Origin of the sequence: Streptomyces sp. NPDC014656 (genome assembly GCF_043084305.1) — a bacterium.
GTDB lineage: Bacteria > Actinomycetota > Actinomycetes > Streptomycetales > Streptomycetaceae > Streptomyces.
Map to the genome: position 1 here is coordinate 54807 of NZ_JBIBZN010000003.1, position 15783 is coordinate 70589.

At 69.9% G+C, this 15783-nt stretch carries 16 protein-coding genes and 5 pseudogenes; 12 read left to right on the forward strand and 9 right to left on the reverse strand.

The window, feature by feature from the left end; genetic code table 11:
- Positions 1-85: 85 nt before the first annotated feature.
- A complete protein-coding gene (locus tag ACF1ED_RS07665; protein ID WP_391757618.1) occupies positions 86-745 on the forward strand; it encodes an NPCBM/NEW2 domain-containing protein in 660 nt (219 codons plus the stop codon).
- 927 nt (positions 746-1672) lie between these two features.
- Complete coding sequence (locus ACF1ED_RS07670) at positions 1673-2500, forward strand: hypothetical protein (protein ID WP_391757620.1); 828 nt, start codon at positions 1673-1675, stop codon at positions 2498-2500.
- 18 nt (positions 2501-2518) lie between these two features.
- Here the strand turns inward: ACF1ED_RS07670 and ACF1ED_RS07675 are convergent, their stop codons facing one another.
- Both ACF1ED_RS07675 and ACF1ED_RS07680 read right to left on the reverse strand, forming a co-directional pair.
- The gene (locus ACF1ED_RS07675; RefSeq protein ID WP_391757622.1) at positions 2519-2749 is read right to left on the reverse strand and encodes a hypothetical protein; all 231 of its coding nucleotides are present in this window, start codon (positions 2747-2749) and stop codon (positions 2519-2521) included.
- A gap of 307 nt (positions 2750-3056) precedes the next feature.
- Positions 3057-3677, reverse strand: a complete 621-nt coding sequence (locus ACF1ED_RS07680; protein WP_391757624.1) for a hypothetical protein — start codon at positions 3675-3677, stop codon at positions 3057-3059.
- 486 nt (positions 3678-4163) lie between these two features.
- Here ACF1ED_RS07680 and ACF1ED_RS07685 point away from each other — a divergent pair, with 486 nt between their 5' ends.
- Entirely contained in the window at positions 4164-4472 is a 309-nt protein-coding gene (locus ACF1ED_RS07685; RefSeq protein ID WP_391757626.1) for a hypothetical protein, read from the forward strand.
- A 304-nt stretch (positions 4473-4776) separates the two neighbouring features.
- Here ACF1ED_RS07685 and ACF1ED_RS07690 read toward each other — a convergent pair.
- Positions 4777-5175, reverse strand: a pseudogene (locus ACF1ED_RS07690) (transposase family protein); the annotation flags it as partial.
- A 261-nt stretch (positions 5176-5436) separates the two neighbouring features.
- Here ACF1ED_RS07690 and ACF1ED_RS07695 point away from each other — a divergent pair.
- Positions 5437-6654, forward strand: coding sequence for an MFS transporter (locus ACF1ED_RS07695; protein ID WP_391757628.1), 1218 nt, complete (start codon positions 5437-5439; stop codon positions 6652-6654).
- On the opposite strand, the pseudogene ACF1ED_RS07700 reads toward ACF1ED_RS07695, so the two are convergent.
- Positions 6651-7180 (reverse strand): annotated as a pseudogene (locus tag ACF1ED_RS07700) (dienelactone hydrolase family protein). The gene ACF1ED_RS07695 and the pseudogene ACF1ED_RS07700 overlap by 4 nt on opposite strands.
- A gap of 230 nt (positions 7181-7410) precedes the next feature.
- Entirely contained in the window at positions 7411-7536 is a 126-nt protein-coding gene (locus ACF1ED_RS07705; protein ID WP_391758771.1) for a hypothetical protein, read from the reverse strand.
- Positions 7537-7539: 3 nt separating this feature from the next.
- Here ACF1ED_RS07705 and ACF1ED_RS07710 point away from each other — a divergent pair, with 3 nt between their 5' ends.
- The 3 genes and pseudogenes from ACF1ED_RS07710 to ACF1ED_RS07720 all read left to right on the forward strand — a co-directional run.
- Positions 7540-7752 carry a hypothetical protein gene (locus tag ACF1ED_RS07710; RefSeq protein ID WP_391758721.1) on the forward strand — a complete coding sequence of 71 codons (213 nt, stop codon included), beginning with the start codon at positions 7540-7542 and terminating at the stop codon, positions 7750-7752.
- Between the two features lie 16 nt (positions 7753-7768).
- A pseudogene (locus ACF1ED_RS07715) lies at positions 7769-7906 on the forward strand (transposase); the annotation flags it as partial.
- Between the two features lie 132 nt (positions 7907-8038).
- Positions 8039-8476: pseudogene (locus ACF1ED_RS07720) on the forward strand (transposase); the annotation flags it as partial.
- Between the two features lie 15 nt (positions 8477-8491).
- Here the strand turns inward: ACF1ED_RS07720 and ACF1ED_RS07725 are convergent.
- Together ACF1ED_RS07725 and ACF1ED_RS07730 are read right to left on the reverse strand one after the other, a co-directional pair.
- Positions 8492-9340: a DUF4253 domain-containing protein gene (locus tag ACF1ED_RS07725; RefSeq protein WP_391757630.1), complete on the reverse strand. Its 849-nt coding sequence runs from the start codon at positions 9338-9340 to the stop codon at positions 8492-8494.
- 45 nt (positions 9341-9385) lie between these two features.
- A pseudogene (locus ACF1ED_RS07730) lies at positions 9386-9696 on the reverse strand (transposase); the annotation flags it as partial.
- A 32-nt stretch (positions 9697-9728) separates the two neighbouring features.
- Between ACF1ED_RS07730 and ACF1ED_RS07735 the strand changes: the two are divergent.
- A complete protein-coding gene (locus ACF1ED_RS07735; protein ID WP_391757632.1) occupies positions 9729-10430 on the forward strand; it encodes a bleomycin resistance protein in 702 nt (233 codons plus the stop codon).
- 679 nt (positions 10431-11109) lie between these two features.
- On the opposite strand, the gene ACF1ED_RS07740 is transcribed toward ACF1ED_RS07735, so the two are convergent.
- Complete coding sequence (locus ACF1ED_RS07740; RefSeq protein ID WP_391758723.1) at positions 11110-11568, reverse strand: hypothetical protein; 459 nt, start codon at positions 11566-11568, stop codon at positions 11110-11112.
- 639 nt (positions 11569-12207) lie between these two features.
- Between ACF1ED_RS07740 and ACF1ED_RS07745 the strand changes: the two genes are divergently transcribed.
- The 3 genes from ACF1ED_RS07745 (at position 12208) to ACF1ED_RS07755 (ending at position 13879) form a co-directional block, all read left to right on the forward strand.
- Positions 12208-12561 (forward strand): hypothetical protein, encoded by a 354-nt coding sequence (locus ACF1ED_RS07745; protein WP_391757634.1) that lies wholly within the window; start codon positions 12208-12210, stop codon positions 12559-12561.
- 185 nt (positions 12562-12746) lie between these two features.
- A complete protein-coding gene (locus ACF1ED_RS07750; protein ID WP_391757636.1) occupies positions 12747-12959 on the forward strand; it encodes a hypothetical protein in 213 nt (70 codons plus the stop codon).
- Between the two features lie 425 nt (positions 12960-13384).
- Positions 13385-13879 (forward strand): hypothetical protein, encoded by a 495-nt coding sequence (locus tag ACF1ED_RS07755; protein ID WP_391757638.1) that lies wholly within the window; start codon positions 13385-13387, stop codon positions 13877-13879.
- Positions 13880-14108: 229 nt separating this feature from the next.
- Here the strand turns inward: ACF1ED_RS07755 and ACF1ED_RS07760 are convergent, their stop codons facing one another.
- Positions 14109-14948 (reverse strand): alpha/beta fold hydrolase, encoded by an 840-nt coding sequence (locus tag ACF1ED_RS07760; protein WP_391757640.1) that lies wholly within the window; start codon positions 14946-14948, stop codon positions 14109-14111.
- A 67-nt stretch (positions 14949-15015) separates the two neighbouring features.
- Here ACF1ED_RS07760 and ACF1ED_RS07765 point away from each other — a divergent pair, with 67 nt between their 5' ends.
- Entirely contained in the window at positions 15016-15537 is a 522-nt protein-coding gene (locus ACF1ED_RS07765; protein ID WP_391757642.1) for a MarR family winged helix-turn-helix transcriptional regulator, read from the forward strand.
- Positions 15538-15783 lie beyond the last annotated feature (246 nt).

Sequence of the window (15783 nt, forward strand, 5' to 3'; positions counted from 1 at the left end):
ATCGGCCACGCCTCCCCCGCCACCGGCCACGCCGCCTCCGCTCTCGCCCCCAGCCGCCGCCCCTCCACCCCCTCCGCCCCGCAGGGTGGGAGAGATCGCGGCGCTCATTTCGGCCCTGGCCGCCGTGGCGGGTGTACTCCTGGGCTTCTTCGGGCTCCCGACTGTGATCAACTCGCCCACGGCCCGCAACCCCGCGCCGCAGGCACCGGTCGTCACGACGGCCCCGTCCTCCCCGACGGTCGAGACGACAGCCCCGTCGGCCAGCCCTGACGCCGAATCGGAAGAGCCCCCGGAAGAGCCCTCGGAAGAACCGTCGGAGGACCCGTCGACAGCACCGCCTCCCGCCCTGCCGTCGGGCACGGTGCCGTTGAGCGAACTCGACCCGGTCTTCGGAAGCCACAGCTACGAGATCCGGTCGGTGAACATGGGAGCCAAGCTCTACGACCAGGCGATGGTGTTCCGCGAATACTGTGACAGCAGCGTCGAGTACAGCATCAACCAGCGCTACAAATCCTTCTCCTTCGTGGTGGGGCTGGACGACAACGCCACAGCCGAATCCATCAGGTTCACGGTCAAAGGCGATGGGCGGGTACGGAAGGCCGTAGGCGCTGAGATCAACCGGCCGCAGACGGTGACAGTGGACATGACGGACGTCGTCAAACTCACCATCAAAGTCGAAATGCCGGATGTCTGTGATTCCTCCGGCGCCGTTCCCGCCATGGCGAACGCCACCCTCCATTCATAACGGCGGACGCCGGACACCGCCGGAGCGAGATCGTCCCTGAACTCCACCAGCCGGGCGCCGGGCCCGGAGGGCTCCACACTCTCCGGCGCACCGCCTGCGCTCACCCGCCCCTCACTTCCCCCCTCACCCTCCCCTCGCGCTCATCCCCGCTGGTCGACCCGCCCGAGAACAGGCCCGCGCCCACGAAAGGGACCCGGCAGACGGAAACTTCCGAAAGGGCAGCCCGTGACGGGCCCCGAGGAGGGCGTGAAGAGCGGAGATGGCTGGTCGGGAGGTGGGCGACCGGATCTCTGACAGCCTGGGGCGGCCCCGGGACCGAGTCGGTCGCCACGATGTCCTCGCGGAGCGCATGCAGTACCTGCCCCCGTCCCGGCCTTGCCGACGTGGACGGCACGCCGGCTGTCGTCGCCGCCACCGTGCCGTCCGCGTCCGCGTCCGCGTCCGCGTTCGCGTTCGGCCGCGCGCGGCCTGGGCGCGGGGAGCGTTGGACACGGGCGAGGGCCTGCCACGCAACACCCGGCAGCAGTCCGAACGCCGCGCCGGGCCCGTACCGACCGGGCTGAGATTCCTGGACACACCCATGCGAACCCTCCGCCGCATCAGGGGTGCGTCCGGCGCGAGCTGCCGGGCACGTCAGGAGCATCTGGGCCGGCGCATGGCCATGCCCATGTGCCGCGCGTCATGGCCCCTCGCGTGATGGAACAGCCAGGCCCATTCAACATGAACGTCCGAGAATGCCCGCTCCCCGCGCGGGAGGGGCAGGCATGCCGTGGTTCCGTTCTTGCGCCGGCTGTCCTCGTCAGGAGGGTGCCCGTCTCCGTCCGACGGGTCCATCTGGGCCATCCCCTGTCGCACACCGCTCGGCTCCGTGATGCGCTGGGGCAGGCGGGGGCTTCCGACCAGCCGATCTCCCCGAGTGGCCAGTACATGACCATGATCCTCACCATCGTCATCATCGCCACGGCGCTCGCCGTCGGCCTGTTCGCCAACCAGCTCCGGCGCCGGCGGCGCAGGGACGGCGGCAGCGACAGCGACAACGACAGCGGCGAGGAAGCGTCCGTCAGCGACCTGGTCAGCCCCCTGGAGACCCTCGCCGTCCTCCTCGTCGCCTTCGTCATCGTCCTGGCGGCCGAGTCGTACGGCTCCGCCTCCGCCGCCGTCGAGGCCGAGGCCGGACGGGTCGACCAGCTCTACGAGGTCGCCGACTACGCGCCGGAACCGCAACGCGAACGCCTTCAGGCCGCCGCCGTCTGCTACGCCCGCGCCATCCAGGCCGCCGAATGGCCGCTCATGGCCGAGGGCGGGGAGAAGTCACCCGTCGCGTCCGTGTGGTCCAGCGGCTTCCGCACGCACTTCAAGGAACTCGCCCACCGGGACGACCCCACCTTCGGCCTCCTCGTCGAGGCCGACGACGAACGCTCCAAGGCCCGCCAGACCCGCATCTCCGAGGCCAGCCCGGCCATCCCGCCGTCCGTCTACTGGTTCATGGTCGTGGCCCTGGCCGCCACCGTCGGCGCCTTCGCCTTCGGCCTCCCCCGCGACCGCGGGCCCTCCCACCTCACCCTCTTGTGCGTCCTCGCCGTGCTGTTCACCGGCTCACTGCTCCTGATCGAGGACATCGACACTCCCTTCTCGGGCCAGATCAAGATCACCAGCGAGACCATGGCGCAGACCGCCGAGGACATCTCCGAGGACTACGCCGCCGACCACCCCGACGACACCTTGCCGTGCGACACGGAAGGGAACCGGACCTGACCCGGCCGGAGCCTCTCGTCAGCGAGAGACCAGGGGCCGCTCGCCGGTGTGGGCGGTCCAGTGGCCGGCTGAGGTCTTGGTTTCCATGAGGAAGGCGCTCGGATAGCCGTCGTGCGGAAGGCCGGCCTGGTAGTGGGTCCCGGGGCCGGGACCGACGTGCGGGGCCCGGACGGTGGGGCCGGCGGCGTGGGCGGCCGCTGCCTGACCTACGGCGATCAGTGCTCGACGGTTCCGGGCGAGGTCCACCACGGTTGCTTCTGGGGCGCTCTCACGGCCGGTCTTCTGGCACTGGCCTGGCCCCGAGCACGATGGACAGGGTCCAGGACTGGGATCGTCCTGTTGCAGTGGGGTGCACGGATCACCTTGGGGGCGCTCATCCTCAGTGGCGCGTAACGCCCACTTCCTCAGGCCACACCGCTGCTCATCGCTCCCGCGTCTGCAGTGCATTGCATTGCACTGCATTGCACTGCACCAGTAAGGCAGGCGCACCGGGGACGGCGGACCACCACCGGTGCCGCAGAGGCGCCCCGTCCCGTGCCTGCTCGGCCGCCGCTCCTCAAGCCCGGGCGATCAGGGTGACGATCGGGCACGTCACGGCGGAGAGAGCGAGCAGATCGCCCACCGGACTCCAGGTGAACCGGCGGATCAGCACCGTGGACGACGTGTGCACCGTGCCACGGGACTGGCGCGCATGCGCCCGCATCGCGTCCTCGCACACCGCCGAGAAGTCATACAGCAGATCCCACAGCGAGTTCTCGAACCACAAGAAGTCGACCTCTTCACCCGCCCGCGTCTCCAGGACCAGACCGCCGTGCCAGGAGTCGCGGTGCAGGCGGCGCACGGCTCCCGCCGGGACGACCGTATGACGGAGGATCGAGCAACGGACTATCTCTCCCGGGCGCAGCACGATCCCGATCAGCGAGCATCGCCAGCAGAACGCGGCAAAGGCCAGCGGCAGAGCGGCGGCGAACATGACGTCCTTCCGGCCGGTGAACCACAGTTCCACCGCCCCGGCAACCGCACCGAGGGCGACAGCCCGCAAGAGGACCACCCGCAGCCATCGCCGCAACACCAGCCGGCCCCACCGGTTCGGCCGACAGAACCGTATCCGCCGCACCCACGGCGTCGCCGGCCCGCACCACGCGTCCAGCCCCGCCTGCCGCAACCCTGAAGACATGCGACGAACCTACGGCTCACCCTCCCCTGCTGGCATTGCCAGAACTCGGCAATCAACCACCCCCTTCATCGCAACAGGGCCGTATGCCGGTCCCGGTCAGAAAAGCCGCACCACATGCACGTCACCACACCGCTCCACGCCGCCCCACACCGCTCCGCTCCGCTCCGTTCCGGCACTCCGCACTCGCGAAGCCGACGGGCGACGCACCCGTCCCGGCGAATTACCGGAAGGACTCGAATGTCGGGCCGGGTACGGGTTCGGGTGACAGGTGGAGCCACGCGGCTTGGAGGGCCGGTACGGTCATGACGGTTTCGAGTTCGACGGGGGTCTTCGACAGGGGTCGGCCGGCCGCGTGCGGCTCGTCCGTGGTGGTGGGTCCACCAACCGCTACACCCTCATACCGACCAGCTCTTTCCTCGCACGTCCCGTGACCAGCACGGCTCCTGGCGACCACTCGTGGCGACGCTGGAGGAGGCCGCGCGACGCATGGCGCGCCTGGCCGACCGTCTGGAGAAGAAGCCCGCCCCGGCCGGCGTCGGAAGGACCCTCGACGCCGACAGCCTCGCGTACACCGTCGGCGACCGTCCCGACCTCGGTACTGATGGCTGGTCTCCGCTCGTCAAGGCCTTCACCGCACTGATCGACCACAACGACGACCGTCCGCTGAGCGAGGGCGCGGACGACACCGGCTTCGCCGACCACGCGGTTGCCCCGCGCGACAACAGACACGCCGCCCAGACCGCGATCACCTGCGCGACCACCTACGCGGACTCCAGCCTGCGCCCGGACTTCTAACGTCTCGGCCGGGGCGCGGCCCGCGTGAAAGCCGCCTCCCCGTCTTCGGCGCAGCCTGGGCGACGGTGTCGGCGTACTCCTGACGGCTGAGGAGGAGGGGCACGGCGCATACCCGCGGTACCTCTGCGTCACGGAGACGGTCGCCTGGTACCTCCGCACGGCCACGTCCCGGCCCCAGGAACGGTGTGCCGGGGCAGCATGCCCTGAGACCCGTACGGATCCACCAGGCGGCCGGCAGCACACCGGCCGGCAGCACACCAGTGGGCAGCACGTCGGCGGGCGGCTCATCACGGAGCGCTGCGCGACAGCGTGCTCCGCGCATGGTGCGCCAGGACTTCAGCTGTGCGAAGGCCCGTTCACCCGGGGCCCTCAGCCGGGCGTGATGTCGATTCAACTGCTGGCAGTGCTCGGGGTGTTCGTGGTGGCGGTACGGGGGTGCGGAACGTGGCGCCGGTGTCCCGGTAGGCGTGGTCCGCGAGGACGGGGATCCGCCGGGTCAGGCAGGTCTGGACGACGGCTGTGGGCGTGGGCCGCGGTCAGGCCGCGGGTCCGGGCCCGGCGTCACTCGGGAGAACCGGAATGGTGTGCCGTTCGGGTGGGCGATGGCCTGCGCGTTCATCACGGGCTTGCGGTGCTTGCAGTACTTACGGTGCTTCATGGAGTGGTGCGGCTCGCCCGCGCGGAACCTGGCGCTGGGGATCAGGGCGGTTGCCGAGTGGAATCACCGCGCTGGCGGCCAAAGGGGTCCCGCCTCGTCCCCACGCCCGCTGACCGGTCCGTTTCATCCTCCCGGCGCAGGATGGAAGGAGCTCGCTGGAACAGGTGTCTCCGCGTGCCCGCCCCGACCGCTCTCGGCATCTCGGGGGCCGATTGTCGACGTCGGTAACCTGCCAGAAGATGGTGGCCGTTCCTGCTGGACTGGAAGTCGCACTCTCCATGTGATGTCCAGTTCAGGACGGGATTCATGTCCACAGCAACCACCCCTTCTGTCCAATCTCCCACACCGGCGGACCGTTCACCTTCCATCTCCTGGCTGGCCGTCATATCGGTGATGCTGGGGATCTTCTCCATCGTCACGACCGAAATTCTTCCGATCGGCCTTCTCACGTCGATCGGATCGAGTTTCACCGTTTCGGACGGAATGACCGGCCTCATGATGACCATGCCGGGATTCCTCGCCGCGGTCTCGGCCCCTGTGGTCACGGTGGCCACAGGACGTGTCGACCGGCGGGTCATGCTGGGCGTGTTCATCCTTCTGCTGTCGATGGCCAACTTCCTGGCCGCCGTCGCATCGAGCTACTGGCTGGTCCTGGTCTCCCGCGCCGTGGTGGGCGTCACCATCGGCGGCTTCTGGTCCATCGGGGCCGGGCTCGCCGGTCAGCTGGTCCCCGCGAAGTCCGTGGGGCGCGCGACCTCGGTGATCTTCTCCGCCGTACCGCTCGGCTCGGTACTCGGAGTACCCCTGGGCACGTTCATCGGCGACGTCGCGGGCTGGCGGACGGCGTTCCTCGTCATGGGCGGCTTCACGCTGGCCGTCCTCGTGCTGCTCCTCGCAGTCGTCCCGCCCCTCCCTTCCGACCAGGCGACGCGCCTCGACGTCCTCGGCGGCATGCTCCGAAGCTTCAACACCCGCTTCGCCCTGGTCATGACCTTCCTCGTCGTGCTCGCCCACTTCGGCACGTACACGTACGTCACCCCCTTCCTGGAGCAGGTGACCCACGTCGGTTCGGGTCTCATCACGATCTACCTGCTCATCTACGGTGCGGCCGGCATCGTCGGCAACTTCCTCGGCGGATCCGTGGTGGGCCGCTATCCGCGGTCCGCCTTCGCCTCTGCGGCGGCCCTGATCGCCGCCGCGACCCTGCTCCTGCCCGTCCTGGGACGGTCGGACGCCGGCGCGGTGGCGCTGTTGATCGTCTGGGGCGTCGCCTACGGTGCCGTCCCGGTCTGCTCCCAGACCTGGTTCTCCAAGGCCGCCCCCGACTCCCCCGAGGCGTCCTCCGTCCTCTTCACCGCCTCCTTCCAGGCCACCATCTCCATCGGGGCCCTGGCGGGAGGGGCGGTCCTCGACCGTTCCTCGCCCTCCACGGTGATGGCGCTGGGCGGGTCGGCAGCCGTCCTGATGGTTTTCGCGGCCTGGGCCCACCGGGCGGGAGGGTTCACATGGCCGAAGTCCTCCTAGCCACAGCGCGATCGGGGCCGCCGCCCGCCGGAGCCCGACGCGGCCGGCTGCGAGTCAAAAGCGCCGGTGTCGGCCGTGGCGGAACCGTGGACGGTGTCGGGGTAGATCTCAGAGGTGTAGTCGACTCCCTCGGCGTCCAGGGCCTGGTTGAGTTCGGTGTGGGCCTGAGCGTCAGGTCGGTTTCGGCGTCGCCGGGGTGGGCCGCGGCGGTGCGCACCGCCGGGTGACCGCCTACGCAGGAGCCGGTCACCGCGTCGGGTCCGGCTCCGGGCCGGGTGGTGAGGAATCCGAGGCAGGCGTCGGCGTGGCGCGAGGTCTGTTCGATCGTGGGCGCCTCGATCAGGGGCATCGGCCGGACCATGACCGCGGTCCGGGCCCCTTCTCCGATGTGCTCGGGGAGTTCGACCAGCGGTGCCGGGCCGTGCCGGGGGAAGGAGCCGGGGACGGGTACGTAGGAGCCGTGGCCGGTCAGTCGGCGGGGCGTCTCCTGCGGCACGGGCCGGATGCCGAAGCCCTCCGCGTACATCAGCGCCCCTGACGAGCTCGTACACGGTAAGCGGCGAGACGTCGAGCCCCGGATGGCCGATCATGGTTGATCATGGCCGGGTGGTGGGGACCGTGACTCGCGTAGGGGTCATCAGCGACCGCCGGCCACCGGGCTGTCGGCCGATGTTATAGATGAACTCCCGCCCGAAACATGCCCGTTGTTACATGAGCGTCACCAGGCCAGGCCAGGTCAGGTCAGGTCAGGTCAGGTCAGGTCAGGTCAGGCGTGCCTGCCGGCAGCGGAAGCGGGCGGTGGGCGCCGGTGCGAAGCACCGGCCGGTGCTCGTCGACCGGCTCCTGGCCGTCCTCGGCCATCTTCGTCACGGGGTCACTCACGATGTGCCGGCCTGCTGGTTCGGCGTGGACCGTTCCGCCCCCACCCGGGCCCTCGGCAAGGTGCGGGCGTTGCTCGGCCGGGCGGGGACGCACGATCGGCCCGGGTGTCCGGCTGTGGGCTCCGGCCGAGGTCATCGAGCACCTCGGCGCCGGCGGGCAGACCGGCATCGCCGACGGCACCGAGACCCGTGTCCGCCGCCCGGCCGTCGGCCGTAAGGACCGGGATCGCTTCATCTCCGGGAAGAGCAAGCAGAACGCCGTCAGATCCATGCCGGTCACGAACGGCGAAGGCCGCGTGCTGTGGTGCAGCCCGACCAGACCGGGAAGGTGCGCGGACACCACCCACGCCCGCGAGTCAGGGCTGGTCGGGCTCCTGGCCGACGGTCCAGCAGCCGAGATCCTTGCCGGTGCCGGCTACCAAGGACTCGGCGCCCAGACCGGCGTACGCGTGGTGACGCCACCGCGCCACCGCGCCACCGCGCCACTACGCCATTCCGCCGCAGCCGGCGACGGCCGGGCACGGCCCTTGGCTCTGCGCGTCACCGCAGGCCAGGCAGGCGATGCACCAGTCTTCGAGACCGTCGTGGCCGCCATCCGTGTTCCGCAAAGCGGCCCTGGAAGGCCAAGGGCCCGACCTGATGTCATCCTGGCGGACCGCGCCCATTCATCCCGCGTGATCCGGAGTCACCTGCGGCGACGCGGGATCCGCGCTGTCATCCCCCAGCCGTCCGACCAGGTGGGCCATCGCCGTCGGCGCGGCCGCGCCGGCGGCCGCCCGCCCGCTTTCGAGGCCGAGGAATACAAGCAGCGCAACGCGGTCGAGCGATGCGTCAACAGTCTCAAGCAGTGGCGCGGCCTGGCCATGCGGGCGGACAAGCTCGCCATCGCCTGCCAGACCGCGCTCCAGTCCGCCGCCATCCCCATCCGGGTCCGGCGCTGATCACGAAGGCGTCGCTCAGTCCCACCACAGCGACCAAACCGTCGAACGCGCCATGCCGTCGCCTACTGTCCGCGGGTCCTGCACGGTGTCGGAGCAGTAGCCCAGCAACTCTGTGGCTGCCTGCGCTGCGGCCCGGGGGGTCAAAGGCGGTCTGTCGACAACCAGTTCCAGATACGCGCCATGGGCGAGGAAGAGCTCGGCACCCCACTGTTCCTGCCAGCGCCTGAGCAGCGCCGCGTCGTCGGTCGGAGCGAGGAACCGGTCGCCGTATCCGAACCAGTTGCCCGTCCCGATCAGATGGGGCAGGACCACGGGCACCTCGTAACCTCCTCGCGCTGGAACAAAGTTGAGCCACCGGGGCCCCCAGCCCCAGCTGTCCCGATCGCCGGTCCCCCATCGCGACACCCCTGGCAGCGGTTTCGCGATGACAGGTCCCAGTTGCGGTGCGAGACGGTCGGCGTCGTAGTCGTCTCGCCAGCCCTCCCGGTCCTCCTCGTCCCCACCGACGCCCTCCATCGACCACCGGAAGCTCGACACCACCACGGACGCCGCACGCGCGTCGTGGTCCTGACACACCACCTCGGCCATCAGGTTCTCCAGAGCAGCGGCGTCCACGCCGTCGTGAAGACTGGCCACGGCCTCCGGCGAGCTCAGGCTGACGTGGGGCCACCAACCGGTCTCACCGTGCTTCCCGCGCCATTCGTTCCAGACGTCACGCATCCTGTCCCGCGCCACAGACACCCCAATGACCTCAACGCCTGCGGCTGTAGTGATCCGCTGCGGAGGCGACTGGGGAAAACAGGTGCGCAGGACGCGGAAAAGCTCGCCAGCGGGGAGGCGTGGCTGATGGAGGAACGTGTTCATGGTGTCCAGACCCTACGATCCACCCACTCACGGCGCACTCCGATAGTGGACGTCGTGGCGTGGGGTGGGGTGGGGTGGCCCGGGTGTTCTTTCGGCCGGGGATCGTCCGGGCCCCGGGCGGGTGGGTTTCGGGCGGGTGGGTCTCGACGCCCGGCCGGGGAGACGGCCTTGGGGCGGATGCGCCGGAAGTCAAGGCGGACAGGTGCGGGCGTGAGCCTTTCCGGGGAGGAGGGCCTTCCCCACGGACGGCGCCGGTCGGCTGTGGGCGGCCGGACCGGTCGTAGTCGGGTGTAGGCGGCGAGGATCAGCCAGGTCCAGCCGAGGGTCTGCTTGAACAGGCGGGCCGTACCCCTCACCCTTCTAATCAATTTTGACTAGAGTGATCAGCATGAGCGAGAAGACGATTCCGATCCTGCCGTGTCGGACCATCCAGCCCGTTCTCGACTTCTATATGGCCCTCGGGTTCGAGGTGACCTTCCAGCAGAAGAGCCCCAACCCGTACGCAGCCGTCCAGCACGGCGGCATACAGCTCCACTTCTTCGGCATGAAGCACTACGAGCCGGCCGAGTCGTTCAGTACCTGCATCGTCCAGACCGATGACGTCGACGGGCTGTACGAGACCTTTCGGGCCCGGTTGAAGGCGGCGTACGGGCGAGTACCGAACCGCGGTCTGCCACGAATCGGGCCGCTGAGGAACACGTCACATGGTGTACGGCAGTTCCTCATGACCGATCCGGGCGGCAACTGCATCCGCGTCGGGCAGCAGATGAGCGACAACCAGCACCACCGCCCCGCCCCCGAAGAGACCTTCGCCAGGGCCGTGCACCACGCTTCCCTCCTTGCCGACTCCAAGGAAGACCTGACGGGCGCCGCGAAGATCATCGACCGGGCGCTGCGCCTGCGGGACGAGAGGCCCACATCTGTGCAGCTGCTTCGTCTTCTCGTGCTGCGGGCGGACGTCGCCACCCGTCTCGGCGACCAAGAAACCGCGACGTCAGCGCTCGCCTCGGCCACCGCAGTCCACCTCACCGCGGAGGAACAGGAGTCCGTACACGACGACCTCGAACGGCTCACGCAGCTGCTGGACTGAGGCCGGGAAAGTGCTGGTCACAGCCACTCACCGAGGACTGCAACCAGCACGGTCGGCTCATGGCGGACGGCAGGCTTGCCGTATCTCGTCACCACGGCTCGGTGACGCTCGAGACGATTGATCCCGCACTCGTCACTCCAAACAGCCGCAGAGCGCCCTCCTCTCACTTGGACTCGATCAGCCGTGCCGACCGGTCCCAACAGAACTCACCCCCGGAAGCTTGACGGTTCCGCCAACGGCTCTCGCCGGGCATCGGGATGCAGCAGACTCATCTCACTGCCTTCGCGCTGGACGTGTGTGCTCCTTGGTCGGAACACATGTTCAGGCGAAGGCCGCTTCCGCGTACGGCGGACACCGAGCCGAGTGATCAAGTACGACGCACCGTTCGACGGCGCACGTTAAAGATCAGGCCAGCCGCCGAGCAAAGGCGGAGACCCAAGTCGATCGTGGTCACGGCAGGGCAGCGCGGGGGCTCGCCGCAGTTCGAGCTCGCGCCGGAGAGGGGCCGCGCGCCCGCGGCGGTCGGCCACCGCGCTTCGGCCCAGCCGACTACCGCGGGCGCCATGCGGTCGAGTGCGGGATCAACCGTCTCAAGAGGAACCGTGCTGTCGCCGCGCGCTACGACAAGCCGGCGGTCCGCTCCGAGACGACCGTGCCGGTCGCTGTGATCGGCGAATGGCTACGACCCTGTCTCGCGCGTCATCACGTACATGTTCCCGATGTCCGGATCGCCGTACATGAAGAACAGCACCAGCCCGTCGTGCGCATCGCGGTCCACGTAGAAGAGCCACGAGTATGCCGACGGGGGCTCCGGAGCCGAGGGGGCAGCCACTGTCACGGGAAGCCGTCTTTCCACCCGTGTCCGGGTCGTCAGCGCGAGCCGGACGACCTGTCCCCCTTCTTCGTCAGCCAGTTGCCAGGTTCCCGTACCGGAGAGGCGCCAGCCGTCGTCGAAGTCGAAGTCCTGCCCGTCGAGCTTCTCGAGAAGGGCCGTTCCGTCTTCACGAAGCACCACGCGGGTCCCCTCGACGCTCTCCCAACCCCCAGCGACTTCCGCCGCCTTGGCATCGTGGAGCCCTGTCCCCTCGTAGTACTGATACGGGCCGGCGCACGCCGTCAGAGACGCCAGAACCGCCATCAGCACGCCGAGAGCCGCCCCCCACGCACGCAGCCTGCTTCCGCCCGCCACCAAGACCTCCCGCTTTCAGCCCGTATCGGCCAACCGATAGGAGCGGCCGCGGGAGACACCCTGCCAGACCAGTTGAACGCGTTCAACTCTGGGGTCGCAGGGGTGACGTCCACCTCTGCGGCTCGCACATCCAGCGCTGACCGCGACCGTTGACAGGCAGCAGAACAGCACTTTCGACACACGGCCCGGGTGTCGCTCGGCGTCGTCGGGAAGACGGCGAAGGCATCGGCCTGGCCGTCCTCGGTGGGAATCCGCAGCATGTCGGTGGGCATGGTTCTCCTCCTGCCGTGATTGATGTGTCCCGCGATCAACACGACGAAGGCGGAGCCCGCGCAGTCGCGCGAGATCCTCGTTCGAACAACGGACCCGCGCTGGCCCGTACGGCGCTCAGAAGCAGCGGGGCGCCGGGCCCCGCCGGGGCGCCGATCCGCGTGGGGCGCGACGCCGTCCCGGCAGTCATCCCCGCAACCATCCCCACAACGTGGTCCACCGAGCGAAGCCGGCCACAGCCGTCGTCGTGACCGTCCCCGTGCGAGCGGGAAGTGACGGGGATCAGTCGCGCAAGCCTCGCAGCACCACTCTCGGGTAGTGGCGGCCGGAGTCCAGGCGGTCTTCTCGGCGGTCGGCGTGGATGGCTGCGGTGTAGGCGATTCCACGCATGAGGGGCAGCAGGACGTCCCAGGTGACGAAGCCCTGGACGGGTACCGCGGCCCGTGCGCGTTCCAGGAGGCGGCCGGCGCCCTGGGCGGCCCGCGCGACGACCTGCTCGTCGCCAAGCTGGACGTCAACGTCAACGTCAACGTCACCGGTCTGGACGACGCGCGCGCCGCCGTACAGGCCGCCGGCGACCGCTTCGGTCGCATTGGCGTCCTGATCAGCAACGCCGGAAACTTCTACGCCGGCTTCTTCGAGGAGATGTCCCCGCAACACATGCGCCGGTAGGTCGCGACCCACCTCTACGTCGTCCTCTCCTCGGCCGCCGGCCTCGTCGGCGCGGAGCTCGGCGGCGTCCACGCCGCTTCCACGTTCGCCGTCGAAGGCTGGAGGAAATCCCTCCAGCCCGACATCGCCCGGTTCGACATCCGCGCCCCCTCGTAGAGCTCGGCTCCTTCCGCACCGAGCCGCTCGTGGACGCCTCCACCACCTGGCCCGAGCCGACCATCGACGACCACACCGAGCGCATCACCACCACGGCGGAAGTCTGGGGGAGCATCAACGGGCAGCAGCCCGGCGACCCCGCCAAGCTCGCCCGCGCCCTGCTGACCCTCGCCGACCAGAACGAGCCTCCGCGGCGGTTCTCGGCAGCTCCGACGTCATCGAAGACGCCACGACCAGGGTGAGGGAACTCCTCGTCCAGGCCGAAGCCTTTCGTGAGCCGGGCGGCGGCCTCGGCCACGACGACACCGACGCCTGACACCAGCCCGATGCGCCGGGCAGGACAACCGTCCCGCCCGGCGCGCTGGTACGGGCCGGCCCTCCGCAGCGCCATTGGGGGAACGGGGGCCCCGGCCGCTGACGACGGCCGCGGTCGCAGCCCCGTCCGGGCCCGCCGGCCGCCGGCCCGGGGCCGGTCTTCCGGCCGGCGGGGCGGCTTCCCGGTGGTGCTGGGTGCGTTCCGTCCGTGGTGGCGTGTGCCGCCCTGGGGCCGGGGCCCGCTCCGGCGCCGGGCCGCCATGGCCGCAGTGGCCGCACCGTGAGGGTGAGGTTCTCACGCGTCCGGCCCTCCCGGGCTCTCCGGCAGCGGCGCCCCGTAGGGTGTGGCGTCGTGAGCGCATGGCAGATATCCGATGAGGAGGGCGGCGTCCTCGCCGCCCGCTGGTGGCAGTGGGCCCTATCGGCCCCCGACGACATGAGCCCGGTGGCCGACACGACCGGCGCGCACGCCGCTTGGCGGCAGCCGGACGATCTGTGGTTCCTGGCGGGCACCTACGGAGGCCGGGTGGTGCGCCACTGCGAGATCCCGGCCGGGCGCCCCGTGTTCTTCCCGGTGCTCAACGTCCACCACACCAAACTCCACTCCCGCAAGCCCCTCTCCCTCGACGTGACCCAAGCCGAGGCGTACCTCAACGGCGCCCCTCTTCCTCTCCGCGAGTTCGTCGCTCCGCCCTTCCGCGTGGGTCTGCGCATGCATCTCGCCTGGGGTCTCTGGTCCGCCCTCACCCCGCTGGTCCCCGGTCAGTACGTCCTTGAGATCAGGGGCACCACGATGGAGGGCTTCCAGGTCGACACGACCTACCACCTCACCGTCACGACCGGCTGATCCGAGGGCCGGGACGCCTTTCCCCGTCCGCAGGGTCGCCCCTCCGTGCCGTTCCTGGGCATCGCCCTCGGCACGTTCCGCGACGTCCTCGGCGTCGACCTGACCGGACCGTTCCCGCGCGCCCAGCGCGCCACCCCGATGACCGGGCAGCCCATTCGGCTGCTGGCTGTTGGCTGTTGGCTGTTGGCTGTTGGCTGTTGGATCCGTGGTACGGCGGCGGCCGCGGTGCTCAAGCCAGGAACTGTGTCAGCAGGCGGTTGAGCTCGGCAGGCCGCTCGGTGGGAAGGGAGTGATGGGAGGCGCCCGGCAGGATGGCGACGTCGGCGCCGGGGAGGAGGCGACGGGCCGTGGCCGCCACCCGTTGCACGTTGTGGACCCGACTGCGTTCGGCCAGGAGCACCAGGGTCGGAACGGTGCAGGCGCTCACCTCCTGCGGCCGGGGGCGTCGCATGCGGACGACCTTCGACCGCCGGGCAGTGGCGGCGCTGTCCAAGAACGCCTGCCAGACCGGATCCTCAGGCGCGCGGCCGGTTTCCCACCGGTGGAAGGCTCGCGACCGCTCGGAGGCGGGCTTGAGGAGCATCGGCACTGCCTTCATGAGGTAGTGAAGACTCATGCCGGCAAAGCAGTTGGTCGGGTCGAGCAGGGCGAGCCGGCCGAGCCGTTGGGGTGCGTGCAGCGCGTAGGTCAGGGATATCCAGGCGCCGTAGGAGTGGCCGCACAGGTCCGTGCTGTCCAGGCCCAGCTCGTCCAGGAGTGCGTCGAGCCACGCCATCAGGTCTCCGGGGCCCCGCAGCGGCGCCCCGTCGTGCACGCTGCGGCCGATGTCGCCCATCACGTCGACGGCGTACACCCGGTGGGTGCGGGCCAGGTCCCCGATGTTGGCGAACCACGCGACCGAGGTCGTCCCGCCTCCGGGCAGCAATACGAGGGGGGCGCCGTCCTGCGGGCCGCAGACCTGGACCCGCGTGCTGCCGTAGGGGGTGGGTGCCTCGACGCTGTGGACCTCCACGGGCCACTGCCGCAGGACCGCGTCGTACGCCGCGAAGAATGACGCCTCGTTCCCCATGGCTCTCCTTATGATTACTCGATAAACGAGTGTCTCGGTGTTCGAGATAATAGCTCTGGAGGAGAGCGTGGACGACCAGGAACCCGGCCTTCAACTGGTTCATCTGCTGCGAGCCGTCACCGTCGAACTGGACCTGTTCGCCGCCGAGTTCGCCGGTCGCAACGGACTGCATTCGACCGACGTGCGTGCGCTGATCCACCTGCTGGACGCCGGCCGGGCGGGGACGACCGCCACCCCCGGGTGGCTCGGCGCGCAGTTGGGGGTGAACTCGGCTTCGACCACGGCCTTGGTCGACCGGCTGGAGCGATGTGGACTCGTCCGCCGGGAACGGGACACCCGCGACCGCCGACGAGTGCTGCTGGCCGTCACGGACGAGGCCGTCGCTATGGGCTGGTCGTTCTTCGGGCCGCTGATCAACGAGATGGTCGCCGCGACGCGCTCTTTCGACGAGAAGGACCTGACCGCGGTACGACGCTTCCTGCTGGCCATGCGCGACGTTGCCGCCGCCGGGCGACGAACGCCGGAGGAGGGCCCTGCCGGCCGACGCTCGCAAGGCCGCGGCACCTCACCGGTCGACGCATCCCCCTAGACATCGTCGTCAGTTATGGGCGTGATCGGTCGCTGAACCGTGCATGGCGGAGCCGGGAACGGCTCCGGGCCCGGTGGGACCGGGGCGTGCTCGATGCAGCGGATCGGCCGGGCTCCGGCTGGGGACGTGGACGGGGAGCTGAAGGGCGCGGTCCCTCCACTACCTCGCCTTCGAGGTCACCGGCACCGGCCGGAAAGAGATCCACGCCGCCTACGTGGTGGACAGCGGAGCCGGCCTCGAAGCGGC

What these genes read in the sequence shown, in the direction of transcription:
- ACF1ED_RS07680 (WP_391757624.1), bottom strand. Translation starts at nt 3,677, where the DNA reads ATGTCTTCAGGGTTGCGGCAGGCGGGGCTGGACGCGTGGTGCGGGCCG.
- ACF1ED_RS07685 (WP_391757626.1), top strand. Translation starts at nt 4,164, where the DNA reads ATGGCGCGCCTGGCCGACCGTCTGGAGAAGAAGCCCGCCCCGGCCGGC.
- ACF1ED_RS07760 (WP_391757640.1), bottom strand. Translation starts at nt 14,948, where the DNA reads ATGGGGAACGAGGCGTCATTCTTCGCGGCGTACGACGCGGTCCTGCGG.
- ACF1ED_RS07740 (WP_391758723.1), bottom strand. Translation starts at nt 11,568, where the DNA reads ATGGCGGTTCTGGCGTCTCTGACGGCGTGCGCCGGCCCGTATCAGTAC.
- ACF1ED_RS07735 (WP_391757632.1), top strand. Translation starts at nt 9,729, where the DNA reads ATGAGCGAGAAGACGATTCCGATCCTGCCGTGTCGGACCATCCAGCCC.
- ACF1ED_RS07695 (WP_391757628.1), top strand. Translation starts at nt 5,437, where the DNA reads ATGTCCACAGCAACCACCCCTTCTGTCCAATCTCCCACACCGGCGGAC.
- ACF1ED_RS07725 (WP_391757630.1), bottom strand. Translation starts at nt 9,340, where the DNA reads ATGAACACGTTCCTCCATCAGCCACGCCTCCCCGCTGGCGAGCTTTTC.
- ACF1ED_RS07670 (WP_391757620.1), top strand. Translation starts at nt 1,673, where the DNA reads ATGACCATGATCCTCACCATCGTCATCATCGCCACGGCGCTCGCCGTC.